Origin of the sequence: Pseudomonas sp. FP453 (assembly GCF_030687495.1) — a bacterium.
In the GTDB taxonomy this organism is placed as follows: Bacteria; Pseudomonadota; Gammaproteobacteria; order Pseudomonadales; family Pseudomonadaceae; genus Aquipseudomonas.
The window spans coordinates 109292-121990 of record NZ_CP117435.1 but is presented as its reverse complement, the minus strand read 5'-3'; the positions used below and the strand labels follow the sequence as shown (position 1 = coordinate 121990).

Annotated in this window: 9 protein-coding genes, 2 tRNA genes, 1 rRNA gene and 1 pseudogene; 8 read left to right on the top strand and 5 right to left on the bottom strand. The window is 58.0% G+C overall.

What is annotated here, in order from left to right:
- Nucleotides 1–4: 4 nt before the first annotated feature.
- The 5 genes and pseudogenes from PSH87_RS00590 to PSH87_RS00570 form a co-directional block, all read right to left on the bottom strand.
- Nucleotides 5–80, bottom strand: a tRNA-Ala gene (locus tag PSH87_RS00590).
- Between the two features lie 30 nt (nucleotides 81–110).
- Nucleotides 111–185 (bottom strand) — tRNA-OTHER (locus PSH87_RS00585).
- An 83-nt stretch (nucleotides 186–268) separates the two neighbouring features.
- Nucleotides 269–1805: ribosomal RNA gene (locus PSH87_RS00580) — 16S ribosomal RNA — on the bottom strand.
- 565 nt (nucleotides 1806–2370) lie between these two features.
- A complete protein-coding gene (locus PSH87_RS00575; RefSeq protein WP_305432065.1) occupies nucleotides 2371–3591 on the bottom strand; it encodes a CaiB/BaiF CoA-transferase family protein in 1221 nt (406 codons plus the stop codon).
- A 12-nt stretch (nucleotides 3592–3603) separates the two neighbouring features.
- Nucleotides 3604–4786: pseudogene (locus PSH87_RS00570) on the bottom strand (acyl-CoA dehydrogenase).
- A gap of 158 nt (nucleotides 4787–4944) precedes the next feature.
- On the opposite strand from PSH87_RS00570, the gene PSH87_RS00565 reads away from it, so the two are divergent.
- The 8 genes from PSH87_RS00565 to PSH87_RS00530 all read left to right on the top strand — a co-directional run bounded on the left by PSH87_RS00565 (nucleotide 4945) and on the right by PSH87_RS00530 (nucleotide 12684).
- Nucleotides 4945–5844 carry a LysR family transcriptional regulator gene (locus PSH87_RS00565; RefSeq protein WP_305432063.1) on the top strand — a complete coding sequence of 300 codons (900 nt, stop codon included), beginning with the start codon at nucleotides 4945–4947 and terminating at the stop codon, nucleotides 5842–5844.
- A gap of 452 nt (nucleotides 5845–6296) precedes the next feature.
- Nucleotides 6297–7418, top strand: coding sequence for a Re/Si-specific NAD(P)(+) transhydrogenase subunit alpha (locus PSH87_RS00560; protein WP_017735999.1), 1122 nt, complete (start codon nucleotides 6297–6299; stop codon nucleotides 7416–7418).
- Nucleotides 7419–7433: 15 nt separating this feature from the next.
- A complete protein-coding gene (locus PSH87_RS00555; RefSeq protein WP_305432061.1) occupies nucleotides 7434–9191 on the top strand; it encodes an NAD(P)(+) transhydrogenase (Re/Si-specific) subunit beta in 1758 nt (585 codons plus the stop codon).
- Nucleotides 9192–9370: 179 nt separating this feature from the next.
- On the top strand, nucleotides 9371–10864 hold the full coding sequence (locus PSH87_RS00550) for an acetyl-CoA hydrolase/transferase family protein (RefSeq protein ID WP_305432059.1): 1494 nt from the start codon (nucleotides 9371–9373) through the stop codon (nucleotides 10862–10864).
- A 319-nt stretch (nucleotides 10865–11183) separates the two neighbouring features.
- Nucleotides 11184–11399 (top strand): DUF1127 domain-containing protein, encoded by a 216-nt coding sequence (locus PSH87_RS00545; protein ID WP_012721550.1) that lies wholly within the window; start codon nucleotides 11184–11186, stop codon nucleotides 11397–11399.
- 268 nt (nucleotides 11400–11667) lie between these two features.
- Nucleotides 11668–11841, top strand: coding sequence for a DUF1127 domain-containing protein (locus tag PSH87_RS00540; RefSeq protein WP_081609219.1), 174 nt, complete (start codon nucleotides 11668–11670; stop codon nucleotides 11839–11841).
- A gap of 136 nt (nucleotides 11842–11977) precedes the next feature.
- Nucleotides 11978–12298, top strand: coding sequence for a DUF2388 domain-containing protein (locus PSH87_RS00535; RefSeq protein ID WP_017736004.1), 321 nt, complete (start codon nucleotides 11978–11980; stop codon nucleotides 12296–12298).
- Nucleotides 12299–12378: 80 nt separating this feature from the next.
- Nucleotides 12379–12684 carry a DUF2388 domain-containing protein gene (locus PSH87_RS00530; protein WP_017736005.1) on the top strand — a complete coding sequence of 102 codons (306 nt, stop codon included), beginning with the start codon at nucleotides 12379–12381 and terminating at the stop codon, nucleotides 12682–12684.
- Nucleotides 12685–12699: the final 15 nt, after the last annotated feature.

Genomic DNA, 12699 nt, shown 5'->3' with positions numbered 1-12699 from the left:
GTAGTGGTGGAGCCAAACGGGATCGAACCGTTGACCTCCTGCGTGCAAGGCAGGCGCTCTCCCAGCTGAGCTATGGCCCCGTATTTCTACAGGCGTTTCCCACACAAAATTGGTGGTCTGGGCAGATTCGAACTGCCGACCTCACCCTTATCAGGGTGCGCTCTAACCAACTGAGCTACAGACCCAATTTCGGGCTGCTTCTTTATCGTCTTCTTCAATGAATCAAGCAATTCGTGTGGGAACTTATGGAGCAGCTGATGTCGTCGATTAAGGAGGTGATCCAGCCGCAGGTTCCCCTACGGCTACCTTGTTACGACTTCACCCCAGTCATGAATCACACCGTGGTAACCGTCCTCCCGAAGGTTAGACTAGCTACTTCTGGTGCAACCCACTCCCATGGTGTGACGGGCGGTGTGTACAAGGCCCGGGAACGTATTCACCGCGACATTCTGATTCGCGATTACTAGCGATTCCGACTTCACGCAGTCGAGTTGCAGACTGCGATCCGGACTACGATCGGTTTTATGGGATTAGCTCCACCTCGCGGCTTGGCAACCCTCTGTACCGACCATTGTAGCACGTGTGTAGCCCAGGCCGTAAGGGCCATGATGACTTGACGTCATCCCCACCTTCCTCCGGTTTGTCACCGGCAGTCTCCTTAGAGTGCCCACCATAACGTGCTGGTAACTAAGGACAAGGGTTGCGCTCGTTACGGGACTTAACCCAACATCTCACGACACGAGCTGACGACAGCCATGCAGCACCTGTCTCAATGTTCCCGAAGGCACCAATCTATCTCTAGAAAGTTCATTGGATGTCAAGGCCTGGTAAGGTTCTTCGCGTTGCTTCGAATTAAACCACATGCTCCACCGCTTGTGCGGGCCCCCGTCAATTCATTTGAGTTTTAACCTTGCGGCCGTACTCCCCAGGCGGTCAACTTAATGCGTTAGCTGCGCCACTAAAAGCTCAAGGCTTCCAACGGCTAGTTGACATCGTTTACGGCGTGGACTACCAGGGTATCTAATCCTGTTTGCTCCCCACGCTTTCGCACCTCAGTGTCAGTATTAGTCCAGGTGGTCGCCTTCGCCACTGGTGTTCCTTCCTATATCTACGCATTTCACCGCTACACAGGAAATTCCACCACCCTCTACCATACTCTAGTCAGTCAGTTTTGAATGCAGTTCCCAGGTTGAGCCCGGGGATTTCACATCCAACTTAACAAACCACCTACGCGCGCTTTACGCCCAGTAATTCCGATTAACGCTTGCACCCTCTGTATTACCGCGGCTGCTGGCACAGAGTTAGCCGGTGCTTATTCTGTCGGTAACGTCAAAACAATCACGTATTAGGTAACTGCCCTTCCTCCCAACTTAAAGTGCTTTACAATCCGAAGACCTTCTTCACACACGCGGCATGGCTGGATCAGGCTTTCGCCCATTGTCCAATATTCCCCACTGCTGCCTCCCGTAGGAGTCTGGACCGTGTCTCAGTTCCAGTGTGACTGATCATCCTCTCAGACCAGTTACGGATCGTCGCCTTGGTGAGCCATTACCTCACCAACTAGCTAATCCGACCTAGGCTCATCTGATAGCGCAAGGCCCGAAGGTCCCCTGCTTTCTCCCGTAGGACGTATGCGGTATTAGCGTCCGTTTCCGAACGTTATCCCCCACTACCAGGCAGATTCCTAGGCATTACTCACCCGTCCGCCGCTCTCAAGAGAAGCAAGCTTCTCTCTACCGCTCGACTTGCATGTGTTAGGCCTGCCGCCAGCGTTCAATCTGAGCCATGATCAAACTCTTCAGTTCAAACATCTTTGGGTTTTTAAGAAACCCTAAACTTGGCTCAGCAATCGTTGGTTACATCTTTGATTTCTCGCGGAGTAACTTGTGATGCTGATAATCTTGTTGACTATCAGTCTGACTCCACAAGCACCCACACGAATTGCTTGATTCAGTTGTTAAAGAGCGGTTGGTTAAGATCTTTCGTCTCAACCGAGGCGCGCATTCTACAGCAGCCTCATTTGCTGTCAAGTGATTATTTTCAGAAGCTTTCGAAGAATTCTTCAACAACTTCAACCACTTGCGCTTCAGATCTCTCATCAGCGGGAGGCGAATTCTACAGCGTTACACGCTGCTGTCAACACCTCTTTTTCAACTTCTTTCTGGCTTCGATGAACTGAAGCAACCTGCTGCCGAAAAACTACATAACTCATTGTTTACCAAGGAGTTTTCCGTTTCGACTGCGCCGGAAGTGGGGCGAATTATAGACATCCAGAATCTGCCGTCAACCGTTAATTTGGTTTTTCTATCAATTAACTTAAATTGATTAAAAAAACCACCAACTCGGCCTCTTCTATATAGAAGAGGCGTATCAGACAACCCCAGCCGCCCTCAAAGCCGCCACATTCGCCTCCCCCAAACCAAGCACCTTACGCAACACCAGGGCCGTATGCTCCCCCAGCAGAGGCGGCGCGCTCCGATACTCCACTGGCGTCTTGGACAACCGTATAGGGCTGGCCACCTGAGGCACCCTCCCCGCCAACGCATGGGGCAACTCCATCGCCAAGCCACGCGCCTTGACCTGCGGATCGGCAAACACCTGCGCCAGATCATTGATCGGCCCACACGGCACACCAACCTGCTCCAGCTGCTCCACCCATTCAGCCGTCGTCTTGAACACCGTCGCCTGGCGAATCAGTGGAATCAGCTCCGCACGATTGGCCACCCGCATTCTATTAGTAGAGAAGCGCGGATCATCCGCCCACTGCGGCTGCCCAGCCACTTCGGCAAACTTGCGGAATTGGCCGTCATTGCCAACGGTCAGGATGAAATCACCATCTGCCGTAGGAAAGTCCTGATACGGCACGATATTCGGATGCGCATTACCCAAACGCTTCGGCGACACACCCGTCGTCAGGTAATTCATCGCCTGGTTAGCCAGGCATGCCACCTGCACATCCAACAGCGCCATATCGATATGCTGCCCTCCACCGTCATGATCCCGATGCGCCAGCGCTGCCAGGATCGCCACGGTCGAGTAGAGCCCCGTGAGAATATCCGTCAACGCCACGCCCACCTTGACCGGCCCGGCGCCCTCATCACCCTCGGATCGCCCGGTCAGGCTCATGAGCCCACCCAAGCCCTGGATCATGAAATCGTAGCCCGCACGCCCGGCATAGGGCCCTGTCTGTCCAAAACCCGTGATCGAGCAGTAGATCAACTCCGGATTGATCTCCTTGAGCGACTCATAGTCCAACCCATACGCCGCCAGGCCGCCAACCTTGAAGTTCTCGATGAGGATGTCGGACTTGGCCGCCAGGTCGCGCACCAGCTTCTGCCCCTCCGGCCGCGTGAAATCGATGGTCACCGACTCTTTATTACGGTTGGCCGACAAGTAGTACGCCGCCTCACTGGTGTTCTCGCCATAGGCATCCTTAAGGAAGGGCGGCCCCCACGCCCGGGTGTCATCACCACTGCCCGGCCGCTCGACCTTGATGACCTCAGCCCCAAGGTCCGCAAGAATCTGCCCGGACCAAGGCCCCGCCAGCACTCGCGATAAATCCAGTACCCGCAGATGTGAAAGCGCGCCCATGCCGTGCTCCTATTAATAGAACGCCTGAAGACCGGTTTGGGCACGCCCCAGAATCAACGCGTGCACGTCGTGAGTGCCTTCATAAGTGTTGACCACCTCCAGGTTGACCAGGTGACGGGCCACGCCGAACTCGTCGGAGATACCGTTACCGCCCAACATGTCCCGCGCCATACGTGCGATATCCAGGGACTTGCCACAGGAGTTGCGCTTCATGATCGACGTAATTTCAACCGCCGCCGTCCCTTCATCCTTCATCCGTCCCAACCGCAGGCAGCCTTGCAAGGCCAAGGTGATCTCGGTCTGCATATCGGCCAGCTTCTTCTGAATCAACTGGGTCGCCGCCAATGGCCGACCAAATTGCTGGCGATCAAGGGTGTATTGGCGAGCGGTGTGCCAGCAGAACTCGGCAGCGCCCAACGCCCCCCAGGAAATGCCATAACGCGCGGAGTTGAGGCAGGTGAACGGCCCCTTCAAGCCACGGACATCCGGGAAGATGTTCTCGTCCGGCACAAACACGTTATCCATGACGATTTCGCCAGTGATCGATGCACGCAGGCCAACCTTGCCGTGAATCGCCGGTGCACTCAGGCCTTTCCAGCCTTTCTCCAGGACAAACCCACGGATATCCCCCGCATCGTCCTTGGCCCAGACGACAAACACATCGGCAATCGGGCTGTTTGGTGATCCACATCTTGGCGCCCGTCAGGCTGTAGCCGCCATCCACCTTGCGTGCACGAGTAATCATCGCGCCCGGGTCGGAACCGTGATCAGGCTCCGTCAGACCGAAACAACCGATCCACTCACCCGAGGCCAACTTCGGCAGGTATTTCTGCTTCTGAGCTTCGGTACCAAATTCATTGATCGGCACCATCACCAACGAAGACTGCACACTCATCATCGAGCGGTACCCAGAGTCGACACGCTCCACTTCACGCGCAATCAACCCATAGCAGACGTAGTTCAAGCCACTGCCACCGTACTGCTCGGGAATCATCGCCCCCAACAAACCGGTCTCGCCCATCTCGCGAAAGATCGCCGGGTCGGTCTTTTCATGGCGGAAGGCTTCAAGCACGCGCGGCGCCAGCTTGTCCTGGGCGAATTGCTCAGCGCTGTCGCGCACCATGCGCTCTTCTTCGGTGAGCTGTTGATCCAGCAGCAGCGGATCGATCCAGTTGAAGCTTGCCTTGCCAGCCATGAATAAGTCCTCGCAAAGATAAATCAGAAGTCGTGCATGGAGCCTAGGCCGAGGGAGCAGGGAGGGCAAACGAGGTTTCCGCATAGGGTTGTGCTAATTTCTCACTCCGAAACACTCAATAGCGCCGCTTATGCGTTTTACATGTGAGGACAAGGTACATGCGTAGAAAAATCCCCAGCACCACCGCCCTTGTCAGTTTTGAAGCGGCGGCGCGCCACGAGAGCTTTACCAAGGCAGCACACGAGCTTTCGATCACCCAGGGTGCCATCTGCCGACAAATCGCCAGCCTTGAGGACTTTTTAAGTGTCGAGCTGTTTCGGCGCTCACGGCGCGGGGTAAAGCTGACAGAGGCAGGGCTGTCCTACAGTCGTCGCGTGGCCACCCAACTCGATGCCGTGGAGCGCGACACCTTGTCCGTGATGGGACAGCAGGGCGCCAACGTCATCGAACTGGCCGTGGTGCCAACATTCGGCACCCAATGGCTGATCCCCCGCCTCAAGGATTTTCAACGCCAGCACCCGGAAGTCACGGTCAACCTCACCAACCGCACACGGCCGTTCCTGTTTGCCGACACCGACTTCGACGCCGCGATCTACTTCGGTGATGCCGATTGGTCCGGTACAGAATCCCACCGACTGATGGGAGAAAACCCAGTCCCTGTGTGCAGCCCACACCTCTTGGGCGACCGCACGCACTTTTCCGCCCAGGAGATCGCGCAGCTGCCCTTGCTGCAGCAGACCACCCGACCCTACGCATGGCGCCAATGGTTCGACGCCCAGCAATTGAACGTGCCCCGCGACATGACAGGCCCGCGCTACGAGCTATTCTCGATGTTGTCCCAAGCCGCCATGCATGACATGGGCATTGCGCTGATCCCACCGTTCCTTATTCAACGCGAGCTGGATGAGCAGCGACTGGTGATCGCAAGCCCCGAGGTTCTGACCAGCGCGAAGGCGTATTACCTGATGATTCCTGACAGAAAAGTCGAATCCGCGTCACTGCACGCGTTCAGGGACTGGCTGATCGATCAGTCACAACGCTATAGCCCTAGCGTTTAGTGGCCCAAACGTCCTTATTGACTCTGTAGTCAAATAAATTACGATCCTACAGATGTACGTATATGTCGCATTTAAGCAGACTGTACTTGTCAGCTCAAAATACGGCTCGGAGCCATGATTATCATGGCCTTCAGCGACGCTTACAGGTCAATGCGCGACTATTCATACCAGCAATGGAAAAACACCCGATAAATGCCTGCAGCCCTTTAAACCCATGTATTTGAAGAGGTTATTTCGAAGTGTTGCGACAATCAGTCACAGGGTGACTTGTAGTTAATTTTTCGTCACCCGTCATAATCCCTTGAAGGCCGTAAAGTTCGCCTGCAAAATGCCGCGCCCCGCTGTCATTTCAGCGGGATCGTGCTGATCGGCCGCCCCAGTTGCGCCACTCGCGGTGCACTGGCCTTTTTACAAAAAGATCAAAAGCAAAAAGATCATGCAGGAGATTTGACGTGCACATTGGTGTTCCTCTCGAAACCCAGACCGGTGAAACGCGGGTGGCTGCCACCCCGGAAACCATCAAGAAGCTGATCGGCCAGGGCCATAAGGTCACTGTTCAAAGCGGTGCCGGCATTAAGGCCAGCATCACGGACAGTGCCTATGAAGCGGCAGGCGCAACCATTGGCAGTGCCAACGATGCGTTTGGCGCCGAGCTGATTCTCAAAGTGGTAGCCCCCAGCGACAGCGAACTCACGCTGATCAAAAGCGGCACCGTCTTGGTGGGCATGCTCAACCCGTTCAGCAACGAAACCATCGCCAAGCTCGCCGAGCAGGGCATCACCGCCTTTGCCCTTGAAGCTGCGCCGCGCACCTCGCGCGCCCAGAGCCTCGACGTGCTGTCCTCCCAGGCCAACATCGCCGGCTATAAAGCCGTGTTGCTCGCCGCTCATCACTATCCGCGCTTCATGCCGATGCTGATGACCGCCGCCGGCACCGTTAAGGCCGCCCGCGTGCTGATCCTCGGTGCTGGTGTTGCAGGTTTGCAGGCCATCGCCACGGCGAAACGTCTGGGTGCGGTGATCGAAGCGTCTGACGTGCGCCCGGCGGTGAAAGAGCAGATCGAGTCCCTCGGCGCCAAGTTCGTCGATGTGCCTTACGAAACCGACGAAGAACGCGAATGCGCCGTCGGCGTCGGTGGTTACGCCCGCCCAATGCCAAGCAGCTGGATGCAACGCCAAGCCCTGGCCGTACACGAACGCGCCAAGCAAGCCGACATCGTCATCACCACCGCGCTGATCCCCGGCCGCAAGGCACCGACCCTGCTCAGCGCCGACACCGTCGCGCAGATGAAACCCGGCTCCGTGGTCATCGACCTCGCCGCCGCCCAAGGTGGCAACTGCCCGCTCACCGTCGCCGACCAAGTCGTGGTGGAAAACGGCGTAATCATCTGCGGCCCGACCAACCTCGCCGGCGCTGTCGCCGCCGATGCGTCGGCCTTGTACGCGCGCAACCTGCTGGACTTCCTGAAGCTGGTCTTCACCCAGGAAGGGCAGTTCGAAATCAACCTCGAAGACGACATCGTCGCCGCGTGCCTGATGTGCCGCGACGGCCAAGTCATCCGCAAAAACGCCTAAGCAGGGATTCAGACGATGGAAGAGCTTATCTCCCCCGGTATCTACAACCTGATCATCTTTGTGCTGGCGATTTATGTCGGTTACCACGTGGTCTGGAACGTGACGCCCGCGCTGCACACACCGCTGATGGCGGTGACCAACGCGATTTCCGCGATCGTGATCGTCGGCGCCATGCTGGCCGCCGCCCTCACCGTGACCCCGCTGGGCAAGACCATGGGCACCCTGGCCGTGGCTTTGGCGGCGGTGAACGTGTTCGGTGGCTTCCTGGTTACTCGTAGGATGCTTGAGATGTTCAAGAAGAAAGCCCCGAAAGCAAAAAGAAGAGGCGCCGAAGTAATGAGCATGAATCTGGTAACGACGCTCTACCTGATCGCGTCGATCTGCTTCATCCAGGCCCTCAAAGGCCTGTCGCACCCGACCACGTCGCGTCGCGGCAACCTGTTCGGCATGCTCGGTATGGCACTGGCGGTGCTCACCACCGTGGGCCTCATCTATAAGCTCGGCGCTGAGCTGGCGACTGCGGGTATCGGCTACGTGATTGTCGGCCTGCTGGTCGGCGGCACCGCCGGTTCGATCATGGCCAAGCGCGTAGAAATGACCAAGATGCCGGAGCTGGTGGCGTTCATGCACAGCATGATCGGCCTCGCAGCGGTGTTTATCGCGATTGCTGCGGTGGTCGAGCCGCAGTCCCTGGGTATCGTTAAACACCTCGGTGATGCGATCCCTGCGGGCAACCGCCTGGAGCTGTTCCTTGGTGCCGCCATCGGTGCAATCACCTTCTCCGGTTCGGTGATCGCGTTCGGCAAGCTGTCGGGCAAGTACAAGTTCCGCCTGTTCCAGGGCGCACCGGTACAGTTTGGCGGCCAGCATAAATTGAACCTGGTACTCGGCCTGCTGACCCTGGGCCTGGGCTTGGCATTCATGTTCACCGGCAACCTCACCGCGTTCGCACTGATGCTGGCCCTGGCCTTCGTGTTGGGCGTGCTGATCATCATCCCAATCGGCGGCGCCGACATGCCGGTCGTGGTCTCGATGCTCAACAGCTACTCCGGCTGGGCAGCGGCGGGCATCGGCTTCTCGCTGAACAACTCGATGCTGATCATCGCCGGTTCCCTGGTGGGCTCCAGCGGCGCGATCCTGTCGTACATCATGTGCAAGGCGATGAACCGTTCCTTCTTTAATGTATTGCTCGGCGGTTTCGGCAATGCGCCGGATGCCGGTGCCGCTGCCGGTTCCAAAGAAGCCCGCCCGGTCAAATCCGGCTCGGCCGACGATGCGACCTTCCTGCTGACCAACGCCGACACCGTGATCATCGTCCCGGGCTACGGCCTGGCAGTGGCGCGGGCGCAACACGCGCTCAAGGAACTGACCGAAAAGCTCACCCACCGCGGCGTCACCGTGAAGTACGCGATCCACCCGGTGGCGGGTCGCATGCCCGGCCACATGAACGTCCTGCTGGCCGAGGCCGAAGTGCCTTACGACCAGGTGTTCGAGATGGAAGACATCAACTCCGAGTTCGGCCAGGCCGACGTGGTGCTGGTGTTGGGCGCGAACGACGTGGTCAACCCGGCCGCCAAGAACGATCCGAACTCGCCGATTGCCGGCATGCCGATCCTCGAAGCCTTCAAGGCCAAGACCATCATCGTCAACAAGCGCTCGATGGCCAGTGGTTATGCCGGTCTGGATAACGAGCTGTTCTATCTGGACAAGACCATGATGGTCTTTGGTGATGCGAAGAAGGTCATCGAAGACATGGTCAAAGCCGTCGAGTAACACTGCTACAGCGCAATACTCGAAACCCCGGCCTCTTGTAGGCTGGGGTTTTTTATTACTGCATGAAACCCGACCAAAGGCTCTAAATCGCTGCCCGGCATTCGACCATGGTAGCGGGCCGAATTTTTTTGAAATCACTAAACTGCGCACCTTGCTTCCGTAGCCTGAGATAAGAATCCATGTACCGTGATCGCATCCGCTTGCCTTCGTTGTTAGACAAGGTCATGAGCGCGGCAGACGCCGCCGCACTGATCGAAGACGGCATGACCGTCGGCATGAGCGGCTTCACCCGCGCCGGTGAAGCCAAGGCCGTGCCCCACGCCCTGGCCGAGCGCGCCAAGACGTCGCCGCTGAAAATCACCCTGATGACCGGCGCCAGCCTGGGCAACGACCTGGACAAGCAACTGACCGAAGCCGGCGTGCTGTCCCGTCGCATGCCATTCCAGGTCGACAGCACCCTGCGCAAGGCGATCAACGCGGGGGAGGTGATGTTCATCGACCAGCACTTGTCGGAAACCGTCGAACAACTGCGCAACAACCAGCTCAAGCTGCCGGACATTGCGGTCATTGAAGCCGTCGCGATCACCGAGCAAGGCCACATCGTGCCGACCACCTCCGTGGGCAACTCGGCCAGCTTCGCGATTTTCGCCAAACAGGTGATCGTCGAGATCAACATGGCGCACAACCCGAACCTGGAAGGGCTGCACGACATCTATATCCCGACCTATCGACCAACCCGCACGCCAATTCCGCTGGTGAAGGTCGATGACCGCATCGGCAGCAGCGCGATCCCGATCCCGCCGGAGAAGATCGTCGCCATCGTCATTACCAACCAGGCCGACTCCGCGTCCACCGTGACGCCGCCTGACAGCGACACCCAGGGCATCGCCAATCACCTGATCAACTTCCTCAAGCAGGAAGTGGACGCCGGGCGCATGACCAACAAGCTTGGCCCGCTGCAGGCCGGGATCGGCAACATCGCCAACGCGGTGATGTGCGGCTTGATCGACTCACCGTTCGAAGACCTGACGATGTATTCGGAAGTGTTGCAGGACTCGACGTTCGACCTGATCGACGCGGGCAAGCTGAGCTTCGCCTCGGGCAGTTCGATCACCTTGTCGGAGCGCCGTAATGCCGACGTGTTCGGCAACCTGGAACACTACAAGGACAAGCTGGTGCTGCGCCCGCAGGAGATCTCCAACCACCCGGAAGTGGTGCGGCGCCTGGGTATCATCGGGATCAACACCGCGCTGGAGTTCGACATCTACGGCAACGTCAACTCCACCCACGTCTGCGGCACGCGGATGATGAACGGCATCGGCGGCTCCGGCGACTTCGCGCGCAACGCGCACCTGGCGATCTTCGTCACCAAGTCGATCGCCAAGGGCGGCGCGATTTCCAGCGTGGTGCCGATGGTCAGCCATGTGGACCACACCGAGCATGACGTCGATATCCTCGTGACCGAAGTGGGCCTTGCCGACCTGCGCGGCCTGGCGCCACGCGAACGCGCACGGGTGATCATCGACAACTGTGTGCACCCTGCCTACCGCGATGCGTTGAACACCTACTTCGACAGTGCCTGCGCCATCGGCGGGCACACCCCGCACATCCTGCGGGAAGCCCTGAGCTGGCACATCAACCTGGAAGAAACCGGGCATATGCTCAAGGCGTGATTGATACAGATCCGGGCTGATGCACATACAGTTTCATCAGCCCGGCCTTGCCACCGTCACTTCTGTCAAAAACTGTACTGCTGTACCGGTCATTTCCTACCGAAATATCCCACACACCCTGCCGAAAATGCCTATTTCGCACTGTTTCAGTGCAGACAGGTACAGTTGCCCCATTTCCGTACAGTACAGCCCTCTTAAACAGTTAACTGGCCCTCTCACAATACAGGTGAACTGTATCTAGAGAGTCTTGCGCCGGAGGAGGATCATTGGCATCAGTTAAACCACTACCTAATCCCGCCACAAGCGGAAGGATGTCATCATGGAACGTACACTCAGTTCCGAACTGTTCTTCGAAGAAAAAGCTGTAAACACCCAGGCTTCCCTGCCTCTGCGCGTTATCGCCAACCTGATGTTGTGGCAGCGCCGCATCTCCAGCCGCCACCAACTGGCTCGTCTGGATTCGCGTCTGCTGGCTGACGCCGGTATCAGCGAAGCTCAACGCTACGAAGAGCTGAGCAAGCCGTTCTGGCGCTGATTTAGCGCTCGCTGGCCCTGACCTGCCGGGTCCACCGCCAGCAACCTGATTTGTCAAAACAAAGCCCGCCCCGGGAGACCGGAGGCGGGCTTTGTTGTTTCCGGGATTTGGTTATTCGGCGACAAAAACAGTAGCCCCCCGCGCAGAGCAGTACAGTTTAAAAAATCAAACAGTTAAGCGGTACAATTTAGCATTGGTGTATCTGTATCGGTCACAGCGACTCGCCCAACATGGTGTTCCAGGACCTCATGAAAGAAAGGCGCCAACCATGGATACCCACACTTCTGTATATAGACGCTTGCTCTCAACCCTTGCCAAATGGGCACGCCAAGCCCACGAACGGCGCCAGCTGGCGCAGCTCGATCATCGCGCGCTGTCTGATCTCGGCATCAGCCCCGCTGATCGGATGACCGAGCTGGCCAAGCCGTTCTGGCGTGACTAGTCGGTCAAGAGGCTTTCCGAACGGATAAGCGGCGGCTTAATATCCAGCCACTACGTGGCGAACCTTGTCGTACGGGCGTCTGATCCACATTGGCTGCCTTGCGCCACCTTATCCGTTCATCTACAGGAGTCACCCCATGTCCCGTCTTCGTCTGCTGAGTGCTGCCGCCCTGCTGGCCATCGCTGCCAACGCCAGCGCAACCAGCCTGATCGTGACCACTGACTCGATCGTCGGCGCGCTCAAAGCCACCTCCGACGCCACGTCCGATGCCACTTCCTCCCTGCGCGACAACAAAGTCGTACGCGCCGCCCGCGACGACGCCGCCAGCTTCGTCGCCAGCGAAGGCGCCATCCGTGGCGTGAAACTGGAAAGCGCCCTGGCCCAGATCCGCCAACAAGCGCCGCAACTGAACACCGCGACGGACGCCCAACTGGCCCAAGCCATCCTGGCCATCTGACCCTAGGCCGCATGCCTCGGCGCTGGCTCTCGCCGGGGCATTGCGCTAGCCTTGGCGCTCGTTTTCAGTTGTCGAGTCCCATGGCTTTTTCATACCGCCTGTTCATCGCCCCTTTAGTATTTTCCGCCTGCTGGTCGCCACTGGCTTCGGCCTTTGACGTGACCACCCAGGGAACCGTCGCCAGCGCGTATGCCACCAGCAAGGTGACCTCCGCGCCATTCGACAGAAAAATCGTGGCCGCCAGGGATGACGCCGCCGCGTTTATCGCCACTGACGGCCAATGGCGCGGAGCACGCCTGGAATCCGCACTGGATGACCTGCGCCGCAGCCACCCGAAACTTAACGCCAGCGACCGTGAACTGGCACAAGCAATTCTCGTCCAATAATCATCTTTGTATTTC

Excerpts from the sequence above, each read along its gene's own strand:
- PSH87_RS00575 (WP_305432065.1), bottom strand. The coding sequence starts at position 3,591 with ATGGGCGCGCTTTCACATCTGCGGGTACTGGATTTATCGCGAGTGCTG.
- PSH87_RS00565 (WP_305432063.1), top strand. The coding sequence starts at position 4,945 with ATGCGTAGAAAAATCCCCAGCACCACCGCCCTTGTCAGTTTTGAAGCG.
- PSH87_RS00555 (WP_305432061.1), top strand. The coding sequence starts at position 7,434 with ATGGAAGAGCTTATCTCCCCCGGTATCTACAACCTGATCATCTTTGTG.
- PSH87_RS00550 (WP_305432059.1), top strand. The coding sequence starts at position 9,371 with ATGTACCGTGATCGCATCCGCTTGCCTTCGTTGTTAGACAAGGTCATG.
- PSH87_RS00545 (WP_012721550.1), top strand. The coding sequence starts at position 11,184 with ATGGAACGTACACTCAGTTCCGAACTGTTCTTCGAAGAAAAAGCTGTA.
- PSH87_RS00540 (WP_081609219.1), top strand. The coding sequence starts at position 11,668 with ATGGATACCCACACTTCTGTATATAGACGCTTGCTCTCAACCCTTGCC.
- PSH87_RS00535 (WP_017736004.1), top strand. The coding sequence starts at position 11,978 with ATGTCCCGTCTTCGTCTGCTGAGTGCTGCCGCCCTGCTGGCCATCGCT.
- PSH87_RS00530 (WP_017736005.1), top strand. The coding sequence starts at position 12,379 with ATGGCTTTTTCATACCGCCTGTTCATCGCCCCTTTAGTATTTTCCGCC.